Source organism: Zavarzinia sp., assembly GCF_049306435.1.
Taxonomy (GTDB): domain Bacteria; phylum Pseudomonadota; class Alphaproteobacteria; order Zavarziniales; family Zavarziniaceae; genus Zavarzinia.
In genome coordinates this window covers 15830-34971 of sequence record NZ_JBAQRT010000204.1, presented here as the reverse complement: position 1 = coordinate 34971, position 19142 = coordinate 15830, and the positions used below count along the sequence as shown (strand labels likewise).

Annotated in this window: 20 protein-coding genes and 1 tRNA gene; 8 read left to right on the top strand and 13 right to left on the bottom strand. The window is 65.6% G+C overall.

Annotated features, from left to right (window positions below):
- Positions 1–2 precede the first annotated feature (2 nt).
- A complete protein-coding gene (locus WAZ62_RS11515; protein ID WP_422643667.1) occupies positions 3–2819 on the top strand; it encodes a hypothetical protein in 2817 nt (938 codons plus the stop codon).
- Positions 2820–2828: 9 nt separating this feature from the next.
- Here the strand turns inward: WAZ62_RS11515 and purB are convergent, their stop codons facing one another.
- The gene (gene purB / locus WAZ62_RS11510; protein WP_422643666.1) at positions 2829–4127 is read right to left on the bottom strand and encodes an adenylosuccinate lyase; all 1299 of its coding nucleotides are present in this window, start codon (positions 4125–4127) and stop codon (positions 2829–2831) included.
- A 122-nt stretch (positions 4128–4249) separates the two neighbouring features.
- On the opposite strand from purB, the gene WAZ62_RS11505 reads away from it, so the two are divergent.
- Complete coding sequence (locus tag WAZ62_RS11505) at positions 4250–4693, top strand: PaaI family thioesterase (RefSeq protein WP_422643665.1); 444 nt, start codon at positions 4250–4252, stop codon at positions 4691–4693.
- A gap of 24 nt (positions 4694–4717) precedes the next feature.
- Here the strand turns inward: WAZ62_RS11505 and WAZ62_RS11500 are convergent, their stop codons facing one another.
- From WAZ62_RS11500 to WAZ62_RS11445, 12 genes are all read right to left on the bottom strand, one after another.
- A complete protein-coding gene (locus WAZ62_RS11500) occupies positions 4718–4891 on the bottom strand; it encodes a hypothetical protein (RefSeq protein ID WP_422643664.1) in 174 nt (57 codons plus the stop codon).
- 68 nt (positions 4892–4959) lie between these two features.
- Positions 4960–6051 (bottom strand): mechanosensitive ion channel family protein, encoded by a 1092-nt coding sequence (locus WAZ62_RS11495; RefSeq protein WP_422643663.1) that lies wholly within the window; start codon positions 6049–6051, stop codon positions 4960–4962.
- 205 nt (positions 6052–6256) lie between these two features.
- On the bottom strand, positions 6257–6988 hold the full coding sequence (radC, locus tag WAZ62_RS11490) for a RadC family protein (protein ID WP_422643662.1): 732 nt from the start codon (positions 6986–6988) through the stop codon (positions 6257–6259).
- Positions 6978–7823: a type I methionyl aminopeptidase gene (gene map, locus WAZ62_RS11485; protein ID WP_422643661.1), complete on the bottom strand. Its 846-nt coding sequence runs from the start codon at positions 7821–7823 to the stop codon at positions 6978–6980. Before map ends, radC begins: the two co-directional genes overlap by 11 nt.
- A gap of 10 nt (positions 7824–7833) precedes the next feature.
- Entirely contained in the window at positions 7834–8544 is a 711-nt protein-coding gene (sfsA, locus tag WAZ62_RS11480; protein ID WP_422643660.1) for a DNA/RNA nuclease SfsA, read from the bottom strand.
- A complete protein-coding gene (locus WAZ62_RS11475) occupies positions 8541–9371 on the bottom strand; it encodes an MBL fold metallo-hydrolase (protein WP_422643659.1) in 831 nt (276 codons plus the stop codon). The genes sfsA and WAZ62_RS11475 overlap by 4 nt, the downstream gene beginning before the upstream one ends.
- A 200-nt stretch (positions 9372–9571) precedes the next feature.
- Positions 9572–10612 carry an isopenicillin N synthase family dioxygenase gene (locus WAZ62_RS11470; protein WP_422643658.1) on the bottom strand — a complete coding sequence of 347 codons (1041 nt, stop codon included), beginning with the start codon at positions 10610–10612 and terminating at the stop codon, positions 9572–9574.
- 10 nt (positions 10613–10622) lie between these two features.
- Positions 10623–11672, bottom strand: a complete 1050-nt coding sequence (locus WAZ62_RS11465; RefSeq protein ID WP_422643657.1) for an isopenicillin N synthase family dioxygenase — start codon at positions 11670–11672, stop codon at positions 10623–10625.
- 14 nt (positions 11673–11686) lie between these two features.
- Positions 11687–12757 carry a putative urea ABC transporter substrate-binding protein gene (locus WAZ62_RS11460; RefSeq protein ID WP_422643656.1) on the bottom strand — a complete coding sequence of 357 codons (1071 nt, stop codon included), beginning with the start codon at positions 12755–12757 and terminating at the stop codon, positions 11687–11689.
- 49 nt (positions 12758–12806) lie between these two features.
- Positions 12807–13874, bottom strand: coding sequence for a putative urea ABC transporter substrate-binding protein (locus tag WAZ62_RS11455; RefSeq protein WP_422643655.1), 1068 nt, complete (start codon positions 13872–13874; stop codon positions 12807–12809).
- Positions 13875–13896: 22 nt separating this feature from the next.
- Complete coding sequence (locus tag WAZ62_RS11450; RefSeq protein WP_422643654.1) at positions 13897–14670, bottom strand: hypothetical protein; 774 nt, start codon at positions 14668–14670, stop codon at positions 13897–13899.
- A 134-nt stretch (positions 14671–14804) separates the two neighbouring features.
- Complete coding sequence (locus WAZ62_RS11445; RefSeq protein ID WP_422643653.1) at positions 14805–15764, bottom strand: LysR family transcriptional regulator; 960 nt, start codon at positions 15762–15764, stop codon at positions 14805–14807.
- A 41-nt stretch (positions 15765–15805) separates the two neighbouring features.
- Between WAZ62_RS11445 and WAZ62_RS11440 the strand changes: the two genes are divergently transcribed.
- From WAZ62_RS11440 to WAZ62_RS11415, 6 genes are all read left to right on the top strand, one after another.
- Positions 15806–16585: a competence/damage-inducible protein A gene (locus WAZ62_RS11440; RefSeq protein ID WP_422643652.1), complete on the top strand. Its 780-nt coding sequence runs from the start codon at positions 15806–15808 to the stop codon at positions 16583–16585.
- Between the two features lie 99 nt (positions 16586–16684).
- Positions 16685–17065, top strand: a complete 381-nt coding sequence (locus WAZ62_RS11435; protein ID WP_422643651.1) for a hypothetical protein — start codon at positions 16685–16687, stop codon at positions 17063–17065.
- Between the two features lie 76 nt (positions 17066–17141).
- Positions 17142–17225: transfer RNA gene (locus WAZ62_RS11430), tRNA-Leu, on the top strand.
- Between the two features lie 16 nt (positions 17226–17241).
- On the top strand, positions 17242–17706 hold the full coding sequence (locus WAZ62_RS11425) for a hypothetical protein (protein ID WP_422643650.1): 465 nt from the start codon (positions 17242–17244) through the stop codon (positions 17704–17706).
- A 537-nt stretch (positions 17707–18243) separates the two neighbouring features.
- Positions 18244–18609 (top strand): NADH-quinone oxidoreductase subunit A, encoded by a 366-nt coding sequence (locus tag WAZ62_RS11420; protein ID WP_109901686.1) that lies wholly within the window; start codon positions 18244–18246, stop codon positions 18607–18609.
- Entirely contained in the window at positions 18600–19136 is a 537-nt protein-coding gene (locus tag WAZ62_RS11415; protein ID WP_422643649.1) for a NuoB/complex I 20 kDa subunit family protein, read from the top strand. Before WAZ62_RS11420 ends, WAZ62_RS11415 begins: the two co-directional genes overlap by 10 nt.
- Positions 19137–19142 lie beyond the last annotated feature (6 nt).

Genomic DNA, 19142 nt, shown 5'->3' with positions numbered 1-19142 from the left:
AGATGTCAGCCTTCCCGTCGATCCTCGACCTTGCCGGCCTCGATGGCGACGATGGCTTTCGCCTCGTCGCCCGGGCGGGGGATGCGCCGCTCGGCAATGCCGTGGCCGCGCTCGGCGACGTCAATGGCGATGGTCTCGGCGATCTGCTGATCGGCTCGGCCGGTTATGACGGCCTGATCCGTGGCGGCCGGATCGTGCTGGGCCAATGGGGTCCCTTCGAGGCGGCCCATGGCGATTACCGGATCTTCCGGTTCGATGACGGCAAGGCCGGACTGCCCCCGGACGCCGAAGCCTTCGAGAACTGGACCGTCGGTATCGGCGACGTCAACGGCGACGGTCTCGCCGATTTCGCCAATACCCTGCGCTACAAGACCGAATGGTGGTACGGCGATCCCGACGACTTCGACTCGGTGAAATATGTGCGGGGCTTCGACGCCACGGAAGTCCAGTATGGCGGGGCAACGCGGGCCGTCGCGGGCGACCGTTTCGAGAATAACGCGCTCGGTTATGACGGCAGTTCGGTCGAGGTCGACGAATTGTGGCTGTCGGCGGTGGGCGACATCAATGGCGACGGCTTCGACGATGTCGCGGTCGAAGGTCACGGGATCAACGTCGATTACCGCTTCTCCGACAGTGGTGCCACCTTCCGCAAGGTCGTCTTCGGCAGCGCCACGGGCATTCCGCCCAACACCGGCCACGACACGGCCATCAGTCTCAAGTTCGCCGGAGCACCGGTCATCTCCATCCGGTCGGCCGGCGATTTCAACGGCGACGGGATCGGCGACCTCACGGTCGATACCGGCGCCAGCGCCTATGTGGTCTTCGGTCGTCCCGACCTGCCGGACACGCTGAACCTCATCGCGCTCGACGGCACCAATGGCTTCAAGCTGAACGGTGCCCGGGCATCCTGGTCGGTCGGCGACCTCAATGGCGATGGCCTGGGAGACGTCGCCGTCAGCATCAGCGGCGGGTCGGGGGTGACGGCCGGCGTCTATGTCATCTACGGCCGCGCGGTCAATCCGGGCGCCATCGATCCGACCCAGGTCGACGGCGGCAATGGCTTTCGCATCACCGGCAGCGTGAGCGCCGTGGTGGCCGCCGGTGATGTGAACGGCGACGGGCGGGGCGATCTGATCGTCAACGACCGCTACGTCGTCTTCGGGCCGCCCGGCGGGGGCACCGCCGGGATTGAAGTCTCCAGCCTGGACAGTCTCGACGGCAGCGACGGTTTCAAGATCGTCGCCACGGACCTCGACGCGCGGCGGTGGAGCGCCAAGGCGGCGGGCGACATCAATGGCGACGGGATCGACGATATAGCCGTCGATGTCGTTGTCCCGGGCGGAAACGTCATAAACATCATCCTCGGTCGGCCGTCCGGGCCGGCGCAGAACTGGCTGGGCACCTCGGCCCGCGAGCATCATGTGGGCAGCGACGAGGACGACGTCCTGAACGGCGCGGGCGGCAACGATTATCTGCAGGGCTTCGGCGGCGACGATCTGCTGATCGGCGGGTCTGGCGGCGACATCCTCGACGGCGGCGAAGGACAGGACACGGCCAGTTTCGCCAGCGGCCTGCATGGCGTCGTCGTCGACCTTCTGACCGGGACGGCGACCGGCCCCAGCCTCGGCAACGACACGCTGATCAGGATCGAGAATGTCATCGGCACGGCGGGCGATGATGACATTTCCGGCACCGGCGGCGACAACCGCTTCGACGGCGGTCTGGGCGCCGACCGCATGGTGGGGCGCCTCGGCAATGACACCTATGTCGTCGACAACACGGGCGATCAGGTGGTGGAAAGTCGGAACCAGGGCGTCGACAGCGTGGAGACGGTGCTGGCGACCTATACCCTGCCGGCCGATGTCGAGACCTTGACCTTCACGGGCACGGGCGATTTTCACGCCACCGGCAACAAGCTGGCCAATGTCATCATTGGCGGCGCCGGCAATGACGAGCTGAACGGCGGGCGCGGCACCGACACGCTGCACGGCGGCGCGGGCGACGATACTTACGTCGTCGATCACACGGGCGATGTGGTCGACGAGGCCGGCGGCTCGGGCCTCGACACGGTCGAGACGACGCTGAACACCACCCTGGGGGCGGGACTCGAAAATTTGGTGCTGCGGGGCACGGGGGCGATTTCCGGCACCGGCAACGAATTCGACAATGTCATAACCGGCAATACCGGCGACAACACCCTGATCGGCCTTGGCGGCAACGACACGCTGACCGGCGGCAATGGCGACGACAAGATGCTGGGCGGCGATGGCGACGACGTGCTGAGCGGCGGCATTTCCCAATATGGCGACCGGGATATCCTGCGCGGCGGCCGGGGCGACGACACCTATATCGTGTTCGACGGCAACGATACGGTGAGCGAGGCGGATGGCGACGGTATCGACACGGTCCGCGTCGTCTCGGGCATCGGCTATACCCTGACCTCCGGTGTCGAAAATCTGGTCGCCATCTGGAGCAACGGCCCGCTCGTCGGCAACAGCCTCGACAATGTGATCAGCGCCAGCAGCCGGGGCTATAGCGAGGTGATCAACGGCATGCGCGGCAACGACACGCTGAGCGGCCGCGGCGGGGCCGACACTTTCGTCTTCGGCTCGGGCTTCGGCCAGGACCGGATCACCGACTTCGCGGCGGAAGACACGATCAGGTTCGAGGATGGCCTGTTCGATGATTTCGCCGATGTGATGGCCTACGCGGTCCAGGTGAATTCGCAGGTGGTCATCACCTGGAGCGCGGGCAACACGATCACGCTCGACCGCTACCAGCTGAGCAAGCTGGCGGCCGACGATTTCCTCTTCGCGTGATCGGTGCGGTCACGCCGCGCCGAAGACGCGGCGGAAGATCGTGTCGACATGCTTGGTGTGATAGTCGAGGTTGAACAGACCCTCGAGTTCCGCATCCGAGAGGGCGGAGGTCACCTTGGGATCGGCCTTCAGGAAGTCGAGGAAGGCGCCTTCACCGCGCCACACCCGCATCGCGTTCTCCTGCACGATCCGATAGCTGTCCTCGCGCGAGACGCCCTTCTGGGTCAGGGCCAGCAGCACGCGCTGGGAATGCACCACGCCGCCCAGGCGGTCGAGGTTGCGCTGCATGTTCTCGGGGTAGATCACCAGCCCGTCCATCATCGAGGCGAGGCGCGCCAGCGCGAAGTCGAGGTGGACGGTGGCATCCGGGCCGATGCCGCGCTCGACCGAGGAATGGGAAATATCCCGCTCGTGCCACAGGGCGACATTCTCGAAAGCCGGCGTCGCGGCCGAGCGGACGAGGCGGGCGAGGCCGGTCAGGTTTTCCGACAGCACGGGGTTGCGCTTGTGCGGCATGGCCGACGAGCCCTTCTGGCCCTTGGTGAAGGCTTCCTCGGCCTCCAGCACTTCGGTGCGCTGCAGGTGGCGGACCTCGGTCGCCAGTCGCTCGATCGACGACGCGACGACGGCGAGGGCGGCGAAGAAGGCGGCGTGGCGGTCGCGCGGGATGACCTGGGTCGAGACCGGCTCGATTTCGAGGCCCATCTTCTCGGCGACATATTCTTCGACCGACGGATCGACATTGGCGAAGGTGCCGACCGCGCCCGAAATGGCGCAGGTGGCGATTTCCTTGCGCGCGGTGACGAGGCGCTCGCGGCCACGGGCGAATTCGGCATAGGCCTGCGCCATCTTCAGGCCGAAGGTGGTCGGCTCGGCATGGATGCCGTGGCTGCGGCCGATGCAGACGGTATATTTATGCTCGAAGGCGCGGCGCTTGATCACGGCGAGCAGGGCATCGACATCCTCGATCAGGATATCGGCGGCGCGGGCGAGCTGGACCGCGAGGCAGGTGTCGAGCACGTCCGACGAGGTCATGCCCTGATGCATGAAACGGGCTTCCGGCCCGACATGCTCGGACACCGAGGTCAGGAAGGCGATGACATCGTGCTTCACCTCGCGCTCGATCTCGTCGATGCGCTCGACATTGAAGGCGCCACGTTCCCAGATCGCCTTGGCCGCGTCGGCCGGCACGATGCCAAGACCGACCATGGCGTCGGCGGCATGGGCCTCGATCTCGAACCAGATGCGGAAACGCGCCTCCGGGGTCCAGAGATCGGCCATCTTTGCGCGGGAGTAGCGGGGGATCATGGTGCTGTGCCTGACTGGAAAAGCGGGATGGCCCGTCAATAGAAGCGGGCGCCGGTCATGGCAAGCGCGTTTTCCACCGTCCGATGTTGCGGTGCGGCAAAATCGCCTGCTAGACTTCGGCCATGGTTGCCTTGCTTGCCGATCCCCCGCTGGCCTCGCGTCTCGAGGCCGCCTTCGCCCGCCAGCCCTTCGTGGCCTTGCTGGGCATCCGCCTGACCCTGGTCGAACCGGGCCATGTGGTGATGGAAATGCCGCCCCAGCCGCAGTTGATGCAGCAGATGGGCGCGCTCCACGCCGGGGCGACGACGACCTTGGCGGATACGGCGGCGGGCTTCGCTGCCATGACCCTGCTGGACGAGGGGGCGGATCTCGTCTCGGTCGAATTCAAGGTCAATCTGATGGCGCCGGGCCGGGGGCGGCACTTTCGCGCCGACGCCCGGGTCCTGAAGGCGGGGCGCACGATCACGACGGTCGAGGCGCGCGCGCAGGCCCTGCAGGACGACGGGCAATGGACGGATTACGCCGTCTTTCTCGGCACCATGATCACGGTGCGGCCCAAGGGCTGACGCCCCGTGACTTAGCCCCTGACCTCAGCGGCGATGATGGCGGCGGTGACGGGCGTGGGCGAAAATGCCGCTGCGATCGAGCGCGCGCAGCGCCATCACCGACAGGACGACCATGATGGCGAGGGCGGCGACATGTTCCATGCCGACCCACCAATGGGTGCCTTCATACCAGCCCGTGGGCAGAGCGTTCATGTCCATCAGCGTATCTCCGATGCGTTCGTGACAACCAATAGACGGCAAAAAGATTAACCGTGCATTGATCTTCCTCACACTTTGGGGGCGAAGGTTTCCGATTCAAGGCGCAGGCGCGGCAGGCATTCCGGGTATTCCGCATTGAGGAAGGCGAGCAGCTTTTCGCGTATCTCGCAGCGCAGGTCCCAGGATTTTGGCGAGTTGGAGGCACTGACCAGCGCGCGGAGCTGAATGCTGCGCTCGGTCGCGTCCGTCACCTGCAGGACCACGACCTTGCCGTCCCAGAGCGGCGAGGCGCGGGCGATTTCCGACAATTTGCTGCGGATGTTTTCGACCGGGGCCCGGTAATCGACATTGATGAAGACGCTGCCGATGATGTTCGTGCTTTCGCGCGTCCAGTTCTGGAACGGCTTCTCGATGAAATAGGTCAGCGGCAACACGAGGCGGCGCCAGTCCCACAGTTTCACAACGACATAAGTCGAGGTGATGTCCTCGATCCAGCCCCATTCGTTTTCGATCAGCACGGCATCGTCGACCCGGATCGGCTGGGTGACGGCGATCTGGATGCCGGCGATGAGATTGGCCAGTACCGGCCTCGCGGCGAAGCCGGCGACAATGCCGGCGACCCCGGCGGAGGCGAAGAGGCTGACGCCATATTGCCGCACGGTCTCGAAACTCATCAGCGCGGCGGAAATGGTCAGCAGGGCGATCACCATGTCGGCGGCGCGAAGCAGCAGCCTGACCTGGGTGAAATGCTTGCGGGCAAGGAGGTTGTCCTCGCCCTGATCGCGAAATCGCCGCAGGTGCAGATCACCGGCGATATGCAGTGTGATGATGAGCGACCAGCCGATAAGGACGACGAAGGCGACGAGCAGAGCCCTGCCGATCGCCTCGGCGATCGAGATCGGCAGGGCCAGATCGCGGGCCACCAGCGCGCCGGCGGCGACAAGGATCGCCAGCCGGGCGGGGCCGCGAATACGGGCCAGGAAAGATGTCAGGAAGGGATGATCTGCACCCGCCATGCGGCGCAACAAGCGCATCGCCAGAAGGTGAAGGGCAAGGGCGATGATGATCGTCGTCACCAGAACCATGATGCCGGCTGCCCAGTCGGGGATAAGGGGCGATAGCGAGCCGATTTTTTCAGCCAGGCTCTGGGCGGCATTCATGCGCCCACCTTTCCGGCGGCGGAACGGTGTGGACTCTTGTCTGTTCGCAAGGTCAGGTCTCCTTTGTGGCGATCCTCGCGCGGATCAGGCTGTCTCCGGTGTTTCGGGTTTGTGGTGTCGGGCGAGACAAGGCGCTGCCCGCCCCGCCAGTTTGCGGGAAGGGGCGGCTTATTGCAATGCAGCGCGGCCGCGGGCCCGGCAGAGGTCAGAGCAGGCCGAGGCTCTTGAAACTCGCATGGCCCTGGCGGCCGATGACGAGGTGGTCGTGCAGGCCGATGCCGACGGCCTTGAGGGCGGCGGCGAGGTCGCGGGTCATGTCGATGTCGGCGCGGCTGGGGGCGGGGTCGCCCGAGGGGTGGTTGTGCACGAGGATGACCGCCGAGGCGGCATGGTCGAGGGCGCGTTTCACCACTTCGCGGATATAGAGCGGCGACTGGTCGACCGTGCCCTTGCCATGGCCCTCGTCGGCGATCAGGACGTTCTTGCGGTCGAGGAAGAGGACGCGGGTCTCCTCCCGCGCCTCCCGCGCCAGAAGGGCGCGGCAATAGTCGAGCAGGGCGTTCCACGACGAGATGACCGGCCGCTGCATCACTTCGGTGGCGAGCAGGCGCAGGGCCGCCTCGCGCACGGTCTTGAGGGCGATGGCCGCGACCTCACCCATGCCCTCCTGCGCCTCGATCTGGTCGAGGGGGGCGGAGATCAGATTGGCGAAGGAGCCGAAGCGGGCCAGCAGGTCCTTGGCCAGCGGCTTCACGTCGCGCCGGGGAATGGCCAGCGCCAGCAGGAGTTCGAGGATTTCGTAATCCGGCATGCCCTGGCCGGCCGTCTCGCGGAAACGGGCGCGCAGGCGGGCCCGGTGGCCGTGGTAATGGGGCGCGACCTCGGCCGCCAGCGCTTCCGACAGAAGATCCTTCTGGCGGTCGGACTCAGACGGCATAGGGGGGCTTGGTGAAGCCGGCGGGGGAGAGGGTGAAAATCTCGACGCCGGTCTCGGTCACGCCCACCGCATGTTCGAACTGGGCCGACAGCGAGCGGTCGCGGGTGACCGCGGTCCAGCCGTCGCCGAGCATCCGGACATCGGGCTTGCCGATGTTGATCATCGGCTCGATCGTGAAGAACATGCCGGCCTCGATCGTCTGGCCGGTGCCGGGCTTGCCGTAGTGCAGGACATTGGGCGCGTCGTGGAACACCCGGCCGAGGCCGTGGCCGCAGAAGTCGCGGACGACCGACAGGCCGAAGCCCTCGGCATAGCTCTGGATGGCGGCGCCGATGTCGCCGAAGGTGGCGCCGGGCTTCACCGCCTCGATCCCGCGCATCATCGCTTCATAGGTGACGTCGACGAGGCGCCGCGCCTTCAGCGGCACGTTGCCGACCAGATAGGTGCGATTGGTGTCGCCATGCCAGCCGTCGAGGATGACGGTGACGTCGATATTCAGGATGTCGCCGTCCTTGCAGATCTTGTCGCCCGGGATGCCATGGCAGATCACATGGTTCAGCGAGGTGCAGATCGAGGCGGGAAAACCCCGGTAATTATAGGGCGCGGGCCAGGCGCCATGGTCGAGGATGAACTCGCGGGCGAGATCGTCGAGCCGGCGGGTGGAAACGCCCGGCTTTACCTCGGGGGTGAGCATGTCGAGGCAGGCGGCGCCCAGGCGGCCGGCGGCGCGCATCCCGTCGAAATCCGCCGCGCCGTGGATCTTGATCTTCTCCGTCCGGCGATTCGCGTAGGCGTCTTCGTCTTCGCGGTTCCTGGCCTCGGTGGTCCTGTTCATCGTCTATCCGCTATGGGGTGGTTGCCCCGACAAAGGGAACCGGTCGGTCGAGGGTAATGCCCGCCGGTGTGAGCGTGCAAGCATAGCACAGGGCTTCCAGCCCCTGCGCCCGCGCTTTTTGGAAGGCTTCCACATAGGTGGGGTCGATGTCGGCCGCCGGGGCGAACCCCGCCGCATCGCCCCGCTGCACCAGATAGAGGAGGGCGGCGCGATGGCCCCTGGCGACTTCGGCCGCGAGATCCCGCAGGTGTTTCGTGCCCCGCGCGGTCACGCTGTCGGGAAATTCGGCAAGGCCGGGCCGCCGCGACAGGGTCACGCTTTTCACCTCGAGAAAGCAGAGCCCGGGTCCTTCCAGCAGGAAATCGACCCGGCTGGCGCTGCCATAGGCGACCTCGCGGCGGATGGTGGCGAAACCGGCGAGCTCGGGAATTCGCCCCCTTTCCAGCGCTTCGCCGACGATCGCATTGGCCTGGCCCGTGTCGATGCCGACCAGCGTGCCTTCCACCTCGACGAGGCGCCACGACCAGCGCAGCTTGCGCTTGGGATCGTCAGATGCCTCCAGAAAGACGCGGGCGCCGGGCACGGCGAGGCCCAGCATGGAGCCCGGATTGGCGCAATGCGCGGTGATGGGCTCGCTCTCGCCGTCGATGATCACATCGGCGAGGAAACGCTTGTAGCGCCGGACCAGCCGTCCGGGGACGAGGGGGGCGGCGAAGTTCACAAGGGCCGCCTGGCGCAGCAGGCGTCGAATTCCGACGGATCGTGAGCGCAGAAAATCCGAACCTCGCGCCCACGCGACTGGCGCAACTGGCGGAGCCTTTCCTGATTGCGGCGGCGCTCGGCGCCGATCGTGTCGGTCAGCTGCTGGAACAGGCGGATGCCGAGCGGGGTCGTCGGTTCGGCGTCGAGGGAGTGCGTGTGGAAATAGGCGTCCCCCGCGTGCAGCATCCAGCCGTCGCCGTCGCGCACGGCGACACCGCAATGGCCCCTGGTGTGACCATGCAGCGGGATCAGCAGCACATCGCCTTCCGCGGCGAAGAGGGCGCGGACACCGGCGAAGCCGAACCAGTCCTCCCCCGTTGCGTCGTAAAGCTGCCACGACGGGCCATGGGCCCATTGTCCGGGGATGTAGCGCGACCGGGCCATCATGTCCCTGCGCGCCATCGCCGCCTCGTGCTCACGGGCATGGACATGGACCCGGGCCTTGGGGAAATCGCCGAGGCCGCCCGCATGATCGAGATCGAGATGGGTCAGCACGATGTGGCGCACGTCCTCGGCGGAAAAGCCGAGCGCCTTCACCTGCGCCAGCGCGGTTTCCGCCGGATCGAGCCGGGGCGCCAGCACGCCGGTGAAGGTGAGGCCGAGGCGCGAGGGCCGGGCGATGTCCCCGGTGCCGAGGCCGGTATCGACGAGGACGAGGCCCTCCGCCGTCTCGATGGCGAGGATATGGCAGACCATGGTCGCCCGCTCCAGCAGTCCGCCCTTGCCGGTGATGAGGGCGGCGCCACGCGGGCACATGGTGGCGGCATTCAGATGATGGACACGCATGACCGATTCCCTCCCCGGTCTGTTCTGAAACAGGGCGGGGCGCTTCCATCTTTCGTCACCCCGGCGAAGGCCGGGGTCTTCGTCCGATTAGGGCGCCCATCCCTCGAAAGGTTCCGGCCTTCGCCGGAACGACGAGGGGGAGGATAGCGAAACGCGGCCCGGATTTCGTGACAGATTATCACGAAGGGAAGGGGGCGGCGTCAGCGGGCGATCTTCTGGCGGGCTTCCCGACCGAAGGACGACAGGCCGAGGGCGCTTTCCGGCAGCTTCAGGGTGCCGGCCTCGATCCGCTTGCGGAGATAAGTGAAGCTCTGCGCGGTCTGGGCGTGCAGATGCTCGCCCGCGATCAGGGCCGGCCGCACCGGCTCGCCCTCGCGGATGAAGGCGGGCAGGGGGGCGACCCGGGTGTAATAGTCGACATTGAAGAACAGCGGGAAGGAATAGCGTTCCTCCTGCACCTTGCGCACGCGGTGGCTGGTCGCGGTGAAGAGACCGTTGGTCCAGGTTTCCAGCATGTCGCCGATATTGACGACGAAGGCGCCCGGCAGGGGCGGAATGTCGATCCATTCCCCGGCGCCATTCATCACTTCAAGGCCCGGCGCCGTCACATGCAGCAGGGTGAAACACTCATAATCCGTATGGGCGCCGATGCCGGTGGCATCGACCGCCGCCGGGTTGAACGGATAATGGACGAGGCGAAGCTGGCTCGGCGGTTTGGTCACGAATTCGTCGAAGATATCCGGGGCCTGGCCCAGCGCCTCGGCGAAACCATGGAGGAGGTCGCGGCCGACCGACATCACCGCGTCGTAATAGGCCCCCACGCGCTCCCGGAAACCCGGCAGCGCCGGCCATTGGTTCGGCCCCAGCATCGGATTGCCGGCGACGTAATCGGCATCATCCGCCGGCAGGTCCTCGGCAAGATCGAAGGCTTCCTTCAGGTCCTTGGAGGCGCCGTAGAAGACTTCCTCGCCGATCGGCACATAACCCCGGTGATTGCTCGACTGGCCGATATAGACCTGCATCTTCTCGTCGACCGGGCGGGCGAAGAAGTCCTGCGCCGCCGCCACGAGGTCGTCGAACAGCGACGGCGCCATGCCGTGGCCGGTGACATAGAGAAAACCGATGTTACGCGCGGCCTCGCCCAATTCGGCGGCGACTTTCGCCCGGGCTTCAGGGTCGGTGCCGCGCAGGGCGGAAATATCGACGATGGGCAGGCTGGTGAAGGCGTTGGTCTTGGACATCACATTGACCTCAGGCTCTGGCCTGATCGCCATGGCGGGCGTGCTGGCCGAATTCATGGGTGCCGCTGGCGCCTTCGGGCAGGGCGATCAGCCCGGCGGCGACCCGCTTCTGCAGATAGACGAAGCCCTGCGCGGTGACGGCGAACAGATGCTCGCCCGCCTTCACCGGCTTGTATTTCGGGGCGTCCGCCCCGGTGAAACAGGGCAGGGGGGCGACCACGGTGTCGTAGTCGACATTGAAGAACAGGGGGAACGAATAGCGTTCCTCCTTCACCTTGCGCACCCGGTGCGAGGTGGCGACGAACTGGCCGTTGGTCCAGATTTCCAGCATGTCGCCGATATTGACGACGAAGGCATTCTCGACCGGCGGCACGTCGATCCAGTCGCCCTTGCCGTTCATCACCTCGAGCCCGGGGGCGGTCACGCGGAGCAGGGTGAAGCATTCCATGTCGGTGTGCGGGCTGATACCGAGGGCGTTGCCCGGCGCATCCGGATTGAACGGATAATGGACGAGGCGAAGCTGGCTCGGCGGCTTGGTCACATAGCTGTCGAACAGCGACTGGTCCTGGCCCAGCGCCTCGGCGAAAGCGCGCAGCAGGGTGCGGCCGACCGCCATCACGCCGTCGTAATAGGCGCCGACCCGTTTCCGGAAGCCGGGCACGTCCGGCCATTGGTTCGGCCCCAGCATCGGGTTGCCGGCGACATAATCCACGTCGTCCGCCGGCAGGTCCTGCGCGAGGTCGTAGGCTTCCTTCTGGTCGGGCACGCCGCCGTAGATCACTTCCTCGCCCACCGGAACGTAACCCCGGTGATTGCTGGAATTGCCGATATGGACCCGCATCTTCTCGTCGAGCGGCCGGGCGAAGAAGTCCTTCGCAGCGGCCAGCAGACCGTCGAACAGCGCGGGGGCCATGCCATGGCCGGTGACATAGAGGAAGCCGATATTGCGCGCGGTCTCGCCCAGCGCCTCGACCACCTTTCGCTTCGCCGCCGCATCGGCGCCGAAGAGGGGGGAAATGTCGATCACCGGAAGGCTGGTGAAATCGCCGGGGGTCGCCATGGCTGTCGGTCCGCTTAAAGTTTGCCGTCGGCGGCGAGGGCGGTGAAGCTGTCGTCGTAGCGCATCTTCACATTGCCCGGATCGCCCAGGATCTTGCCGCCGGGCATCTGGATGCCGATCGCATCCGCGCTCTTGGCGCCTTCGCCCAGCAGACCATGGGCGAAGCTGAAGTCGGAGACGAGGGTCAGCGCCTTTTCCAGCTCCTTCGAGCGGTAGAAGGCGACGGCTTCCGCCGGGGTCATGAACAGATAGGTGGTGGCGAGCTGGGTCTCGAAGCCGGCGACATCGGTGCCGGAAGCCTTGGCCATGTAGTCCATGGCTTCCCGGGCCTTCTCGTCCTTCCTGGCGAGGAGGGCCAGGGTCTCGTACCAGGCGCCGACCAGGGCCTTGCCGAAGTCGGGGTTATCCTTCAGCACATCGGTGTGAACGATGGCGATGTCCTGGATCTCGTGCGGGATCTTCGAGCTGTCGAAGACGGTGGTGACATCGGGCAGGGCCTGAATATCCGACAGGGCGGGCTTCCACGACACGAGGGCCTGCACGTCCTTGGTGGCGAAGGCGGTCTGGAAGTCGGCGTCGGAGATATTCACCGTCTTCAGGTCGGCTTCCTTGAGGCCGACCGAATCCAGCGCCCGGGCCAGCATGTAATGCGAGACCGAGAATTGCACCAGATGGACGGTCATGCCCTTGAGATCGGCCAGGGTCTTGCCCTTGCCCTTCAGGGTGATGCCGTCGTTGCCGTTGGAATAGTCGCCCATGACGAGGACGGTATTGTCGATGCCGCCGGCCGCCGGGATGGTCAGCGCATCCATGCTGGCGACGAGAACGCCATCGAACTGGCCGGCGGTATACTGGTTGATGGATTCGATATAGTCCGGCACCTGCACCATGTTGATGGTGATGCCGTATTTGTCGGCCCATTTTTTGACGATGCCGTATTCGTCGGCATAGAACCACGGCATGAAGCCGGCATAGATGCCGATGGCGAAGCGGAATTCCTTCTTGGCTTCCGCATGAACCGCGCCCGGCAGCAGGGCCAGACAACACAGGAGAGTTGCGGCCAGACTGGCCAGGCGACGGAACATGGGGTTACTCCTCGTTACCAGGGGCGGGAAGGCGTGACGGCGCGGGCCGTCACAGTTTCCCGTCGGCGGCCATCGCCGTGTAGGTATCGTCGTAGCGCAGCTTCACATTGGCCGGATCGCCCAGCACCTTGCCGCCGGGCAGGCCGAGGCCGATGGCGTCCGGGCTCTTGGCGCCTTCGCCGAGCAAGCCGTGATCGAAGCTGAACTTCGAGACGAGGGTGAGGGCGTCGGCCATTTCCTTGCTGCGATAGAAGGCGACGGCTTCGGCCGGGGTCCTGAACAGATGGGTGGTGGCGAGCTGGGTCTCGAAGCCGGGGATGTCGGTGCCCGCGGCCTTGGCCATGAATTCCATCGCTTCCTTGCTCTTGGCATCACCCTTGGCGATCAGGTCGAGGGTTTCGTACCAGGCGCCGACCAGCGCCTTGCCGAGGGCCGGGTTATCCTTGAGCATCTGGGTATGGACGATGGCGACGTCGAGGATTTCAGCCGGGATCTTCGAGCTGTCGAAGACGGGCGAGACGTCGGCCATCGCTTCGATGTCCGACAGGGCGGGCTTCCAGGCGACGATGGCCTGCACGTCGGGGGTCGAGAAGGCGGCGACGAAATCGGCGTCCGAGATATTCACGGTCTTAAGGTCGGATTCCTTCAGGCCGACGCTTTCGAGCGCCCGCGCCAGCAGGTAATGCGAGACCGAGAACTGCACGAGGTGAACGGTCGCGCCCTTCAGGTCGGCGACGGTCTTGCCCTTGCCCTTCAGGACGATGCCGTCGTTGCCGTTGGAATAGTCGCCCATGACGAGCACGGTGGAATCGACACCGCCGGCCGCCGGAATGGTCAGGGCGTCCATGCTGGCGATCAGCACGCCGTCGAACTGGCCGGCGGTATACTGGTTCACGGATTCGATATAGTCGGGCACCTGCACGAGATCGATCTCGATGCCGTATTTCGTGGCCCATTTCTTGATGATGCCGGCGTCCTGGGCATAGAACCAGGGCATGAAGCCGGCATAGATCGTGGTCGCGACCCTGAACTTGGTCTTGGTCTCGGCCGAAGCCGGGCTGACCATCAGGGCGAGACAGCTCAGAAGCGCGGCGGCAAGGCAGGCCATTCGTTTCATCTATACTCTCCTCGTTGCAGGGTCAGCGGGCCAGCGCCGTCGGGCGCAGAGCGGAAAAATCGACAAGATCGGTGAGGACACCCTGAAGCGTCTCGATCCGCCATTCGCGGGTGACGGGCGCGCCGTCGCGGGCGATGTCGGCGGTCAGCAGCAGGGCACCGCCATGGCCGGTGACCGGGGCAAGGCCCAGGCCCTCGCGGTAGGGCAGGCTGGAATTCGTGATGGTCCAGCCGTCGTCGCCGACGACACCGAAGGACAATTCGCAATCGACAAGATTGCGGGCGCTCGCCATGTCGGGCGCGGCCTTCACGATGTCCGCCAGGCTCTCGGCCTCGGGCAGGGGCTGGGTGCGGTCGCGGGCGAACATGAACTGGTCGCCGGCCCGCACCAGGAAGGCGATGCGGCTGCTGCCCGCTTCGGTCAGGCGCACGGCGCAGGACGGCAGGGTCACCTCGGGGCCGCGGTGCCAATGTTCGATATAGGCGACATCGCGGCCTTCCTCGACCAGAACATCATCCTCGAAACGCAGGAAGCCGCAGTCGGAATAGGGGCTCTTCGGCTGGAAATCGAGGGCGCGGCTCCATTCGAAGCAGGTGCCGTCAAAGGTCAGCTCGCCAGCGAACCCTTCCTGGCCGGCCAGCCACATCAGGCCTTCGCGATCGAGATCGTCGAGGCAGTTGATACCGGTGAAATCCGGGCGGCCGGCGGGCTGGCGCAGATCGGCGTAGAAGCTCGGACCCTGCAGCCATCGCACGCTGGTCGTCGTGTCACGCAGGCCATCGGGCCAGACGATCAACGATCGTTGCCAGAGTCCACGGAGAGTTGCGACAGACACCACGGCGGCCTCCATGAGCGGGCTATCCCGAAAGCATGGGGGTCCATTGTGCGGTGCGGTAGGTGGTAAATGTCAATGAAGATCATAGATGGAATCTATGACTCCAGTTTGTCGAGTTCGGCCTGAATGGCCTCGACCAGCAGAAGGGTCGGGGTGCTGCAGTCCGATTCGGCCCTGGTGATGACATAGACATGGTAACTGGGCAGGATTTCTGGTGGCAGCAGCGGCCACAGGCTCTTGCCCGCCGCTTCCGCGACGACCGTGGGCAGAAAGCCGATGCCGAGCCCGAGTTCGATCAGGCGGCGCACTTCATGCAGATTCTCGGCATAGCCGCCGACGCGCCGGCCGAGGCCGAAGCGACGGCGGAACTGGCGCAATTGCTCGGTTTCGTCCTCGCCGGTGAGGATGAAACGATCGCCGGAAAAATCGCCCGGATGGCCCGGCGGGCTGCCGAAATGCGGATGCCGGGGCCCGCAATAGAGCTGTTGCGTCTCGCGCATCAGCGGGCGATAGGTCAGACCCGCCGCCGGGGCGGTGTCCCCCGCGAGGCCGATTTCCGCCTCGCCCTTGGACACGGCCCTGATGACGGCGCTGTGGGGGGCGATGTCGAACTTGATCTCGATGCCGGGATAGGCGGCGTTGAAACCGACGAGGGCGCGCTCGAACGCCGGGCTGACCAGGTTGGAAATCATGTGCAGGCGGATCGCGCCTTCGACGACGCCCGCGACCTTGGCGACTTCATGGGGAATGTCGCGGGCGGCGAGGGCCATCTGCTCGCAGATTTTCAAGAGGGCCGTTCCGGCGGCGGTCGGCTCGATCCCGGTCGCGCTCCTCGTGCACAGGCGGGTGCCGATCTGGTCCTCGAGGCGCTTCAGCGCGGCGCTGATGCTGGGCTGCTGGCGGTTCAGCTTGCGCGCGGCCGCGCCGATGCCGCCCGAGCGGATGATCTCGACGAACAGCTTGAACAGGTTCCAGTCGATCCGCTGGGCGAAGACGTGATCGTTGGTGCTGTCGGCGGCGGCGGGACGATTGGTGCGCTTGGCGGGCTTCGGCATGGAGGTTTCGATCTTCTGCTGATCCGCTATAGTGCGCCACCATGACGACGACGAACAACGATCCCGCGCCGCGAATCTACACGGCGGCCCTTGCCATCATCGGCAATGAAATCCTGTCGGGCCGGACCCAGGACGCCAATCTGGCGCATCTGGCGAAGACCCTGAACGCCTGGGGCGTCGAGATGCGCGAAGTCCGGGTCGTGCCGGATATCGAGGCGGAAATCGTCGCCGCCGTGAACGCGCTGCGGGCGCGCTACGACTATGTCTTCACCACGGGCGGCATCGGCCCCACCCATGACGACATCACCGCCGATTCGATCGCCAAGGCTTTCGCGCTACCGCTGATCGAACACCCGGACGCCATCGCCCTCCTCGAAGCGCATTATCCGCCGGGTGAACTCACCCCGGTGCGCCGGCGCATGGCGCGGGTGCCGGAAGGCGCCGAACTGATCGAGAACCCGATTTCCAAGGCGCCGGGCTTCAAGATCGGCAATGTCTTCGTCCTGGCGGGCGTTCCGGCGATCATGAGGGCGCAGCTCGAAGGCACGCGGCCCCATATTGCCGGTGGTCGCACCGTGCAGTCGGAAACGGTTTCCGTGCTTGTCGGGGAAAGCCGCATCGCGATCCTGCTCGAGGATGTGCAGAAGCTCTATCCCGACGTCGACATGGGCAGCTATCCCTTCTTTCGCCGGGGCAGTTTCGGCACCGCCCTCGTGCTTCGCGGGCGCGATCCGGCCCGCCTGTCGACCGCCATGGCGGCCCTGACCAAGGCTCTGGTCACGGCCGGGGTCGAGCCGTATCCCGGCGAAATTCCCGAGTGACGGCAGCGACATGGCCGGAATGTGACGGTGGACGCAACCCCGCCGCAAATTCAGCGTTATACTGACGGCAATTCCGATGCTGAATCGGGGAGAACTCTGTTGAACAAGACTGTCGCCGTTCTGGCCGCCGCGCTCGCCCTCTCGGCCTGCGCCTCGGGCTATCGCCCTGTGGTCGATCCCTCCATGTCAAAGGCCCCTCCGGGCTATTACGAACATGACCTCGCCTATTGTCAGAACCTGGCGGACCAGGTGCCGACCGGCAATGAGGCGGCTTCCAACGCGCTGGGCGGCGCCGCGCTCGGCGCCATCGCCGGCGGTGTCATCGGCTCCTTCTCGGGCGACTTCGGCAAGGGCCTCGCCGCCGGCGCCGGTATCGGCGCGGCGACGGGCGCGGCGCGGGGCACCGTGAATGCCGAGGAGGAGAAGCGCCGCGTGATCGACAACTGCATGCGCAACCGGGGCTACTCGGTCCTGAACTGAGCGGGCTTTACTCGCCGGGTCCGCATGCTAGAACCCGGGTGGTGACGGCCCTGGCCGATTCACGCCTTCCTTGCGGGCCCGCTTGGCGAAACTGGTAGACGCAAGCGACTTAAAATCGCTCGGCATTGCCGTGCCGGTTCGATTCCGGCAGCGGGCACCACGGAAGGAACAATCTGATGTCGCGCAAGATCGTCTGGGTTCTGCTGGCCGGCGCCGCCGCCCTGGGCGGCTGTGCCAGTCCCCGCGCCGATGCCGCCCTCGAGGCGCAGAACAGCCTGATCGGCATGCGGAAGGCCGATCTGGTCTCCTGCGCCGGCGCGCCCAATGCCGCCATGCAGACGGTGCCGGGGGAAGAAGTCCTGACCTATGAAAGCCGGAACATCACCGGCTATCCCTCGGGGCCGAGCTTCGGCGTCGGGGTCTTCGGCGGTTCGGGCAATTTCGGCTATGGCTTCGGCCTGCCGGTCGGCGCGCCGTCCTATGTCGACGACGGCCAGAACTGCCGGGCCAGCTTCACCATCAGGAATGGCGTGGTCGCCCGCGTCGTCTATGGCGGCTCGGACGTCGGTCAGACCCGCCGTCTCGAACAATGCTATCAGATCATCGAGAATTGCCTGCCGCGACCGGCCGGCACGCCCTGACGCCCGCCTGAAAAAAGGAAGCCCGGCCAGAGGGGGATGGCCGGGCTTTACGACCCTGTGCAGGGCTGGGGTGGACCGACGAGGGGCAGGGGCCGGTCCGGGGCAGGTCGTACCCCTCGCGGGGCCTTTCTCGAAAGCCGCTTCGTCAACTGCGGCATGAGGATAGTTTCGCCGGCAATTGGTACGGGTTCCGGGCCGAAATAAGGTCTTTTCGGGGCAGAGCGATTTCTTCGCCCGGAGTCGGATCGGCCCCCGGCCCTGACCGGCACCTGCGAGCCCTTCGCAAGTAAACCCGGCCCGACCGACAGCCACCTTAGACTTTTGTCGGGACGTCGAGGCGATACGCGCTGCGTCGCGATAGGAAGACACGGTTTCGGCTGGACCGATCACTTTCTTTGAGATAATCCGGCGCCTATACTCCCTCGGTCGAAAGGGGTTGGCAGCAGAGTCCGGCTTTCGCCGCATGGCGCGGTGAAGGGGCCGATTCCGTCTGTCGGTCCTGACCCGGCCCCTTCCTCAGCGTTTCACGGGTTCCGCATGGACGAGCTGCTCAAGGAATATCTGCCCATCCTGATTTTCCTCGGGGTGGCGCTGGGCCTCTCGATCGCGATGATCGTGGCCTCGCTCATCGCTGGCGAACAGAAGCCGGATACCGAGAAATTGTCAGCCTACGAATGCGGCTTCGACGCTTTCTCCGATGCCCGCGGCCGATTCGACGTCCGCTTCTACCTCGTCTCGATTCTCTTCATCATCTTCGACCTCGAAGTCGCCTTCCTGTTCCCCTGGGCGATCTCGCTCGGCGACATCGGCGTGTTCGGCTTCTGGTCGATGATGGCTTTCCTCGGCGTTCTCACCGTCGGCTTCTGTTACGAATGGAAGAAGGGGGCTCTCGAATGGGAGTGATCACCAAGCCGGAAGGCGCCATCGTTCCGGTAAAGGACCCGTTCTTCACCGACATCTCGGACGAGCTGGCGGACAAGGGTTTTCTCGTCGCCAATCTCGACAATCTCGTCAACTGGGCGCGCACCGGCTCGCTGTGGTGGATGACCTTCGGCCTCGCCTGTTGCGCGGTCGAGATGATGCATTCCTCCATGCCGCGCTATGACATGGAGCGTTTCGGCGTCGCCCCGCGCGCCTCGCCGCGCCAGTCCGACGTGATGATCGTCGCCGGCACCCTGACCAACAAGATGGCCCCCGCCATGCGCAAGGTCTACGACCAGATGTCGGAGCCGCGCTGGGTCATCTCCATGGGCAGCTGCGCCAATGGTGGCGGTTACTATCATTATTCGTATTCGGTGGTGCGCGGCTGCGACCGCATCGTGCCGGTGGACGTCTATGTGCCGGGCTGCCCGCCCACGGCCGAGGCGTTGCTCTACGGCATTCTGCAGCTGCAGAAGAAGATCCGCCGCACCCAGACGATCGCGAGGTAACGGGCG

Excerpts from the sequence above, each read along its gene's own strand:
- radC (WP_422643662.1), bottom strand. The coding sequence starts at position 6,988 with ATGCCGTCTGAGTCCGACCGCCAGAAGGATCTTCTGTCGGAAGCGCTG.
- WAZ62_RS11460 (WP_422643656.1), bottom strand. The coding sequence starts at position 12,757 with ATGTTCCGTCGCCTGGCCAGTCTGGCCGCAACTCTCCTGTGTTGTCTG.
- WAZ62_RS11425 (WP_422643650.1), top strand. The coding sequence starts at position 17,242 with ATGTCGCGCAAGATCGTCTGGGTTCTGCTGGCCGGCGCCGCCGCCCTG.
- WAZ62_RS11470 (WP_422643658.1), bottom strand. The coding sequence starts at position 10,612 with ATGTCCAAGACCAACGCCTTCACCAGCCTGCCCATCGTCGATATTTCC.
- WAZ62_RS11505 (WP_422643665.1), top strand. The coding sequence starts at position 4,250 with ATGGTTGCCTTGCTTGCCGATCCCCCGCTGGCCTCGCGTCTCGAGGCC.
- WAZ62_RS11415 (WP_422643649.1), top strand. The coding sequence starts at position 18,600 with ATGGGAGTGATCACCAAGCCGGAAGGCGCCATCGTTCCGGTAAAGGAC.
- WAZ62_RS11420 (WP_109901686.1), top strand. The coding sequence starts at position 18,244 with ATGGACGAGCTGCTCAAGGAATATCTGCCCATCCTGATTTTCCTCGGG.
- WAZ62_RS11515 (WP_422643667.1), top strand. The coding sequence starts at position 3 with ATGTCAGCCTTCCCGTCGATCCTCGACCTTGCCGGCCTCGATGGCGAC.
- WAZ62_RS11445 (WP_422643653.1), bottom strand. The coding sequence starts at position 15,764 with ATGCCGAAGCCCGCCAAGCGCACCAATCGTCCCGCCGCCGCCGACAGC.
- WAZ62_RS11500 (WP_422643664.1), bottom strand. The coding sequence starts at position 4,891 with ATGGACATGAACGCTCTGCCCACGGGCTGGTATGAAGGCACCCATTGG.
- WAZ62_RS11475 (WP_422643659.1), bottom strand. The coding sequence starts at position 9,371 with ATGCGTGTCCATCATCTGAATGCCGCCACCATGTGCCCGCGTGGCGCC.
- map (WP_422643661.1), bottom strand. The coding sequence starts at position 7,823 with ATGAACAGGACCACCGAGGCCAGGAACCGCGAAGACGAAGACGCCTAC.
- WAZ62_RS11440 (WP_422643652.1), top strand. The coding sequence starts at position 15,806 with ATGACGACGACGAACAACGATCCCGCGCCGCGAATCTACACGGCGGCC.
- WAZ62_RS11465 (WP_422643657.1), bottom strand. The coding sequence starts at position 11,672 with ATGGCGACCCCCGGCGATTTCACCAGCCTTCCGGTGATCGACATTTCC.
- purB (WP_422643666.1), bottom strand. The coding sequence starts at position 4,127 with ATGATCCCCCGCTACTCCCGCGCAAAGATGGCCGATCTCTGGACCCCG.
- WAZ62_RS11455 (WP_422643655.1), bottom strand. The coding sequence starts at position 13,874 with ATGAAACGAATGGCCTGCCTTGCCGCCGCGCTTCTGAGCTGTCTCGCC.
- WAZ62_RS11495 (WP_422643663.1), bottom strand. The coding sequence starts at position 6,051 with ATGAATGCCGCCCAGAGCCTGGCTGAAAAAATCGGCTCGCTATCGCCC.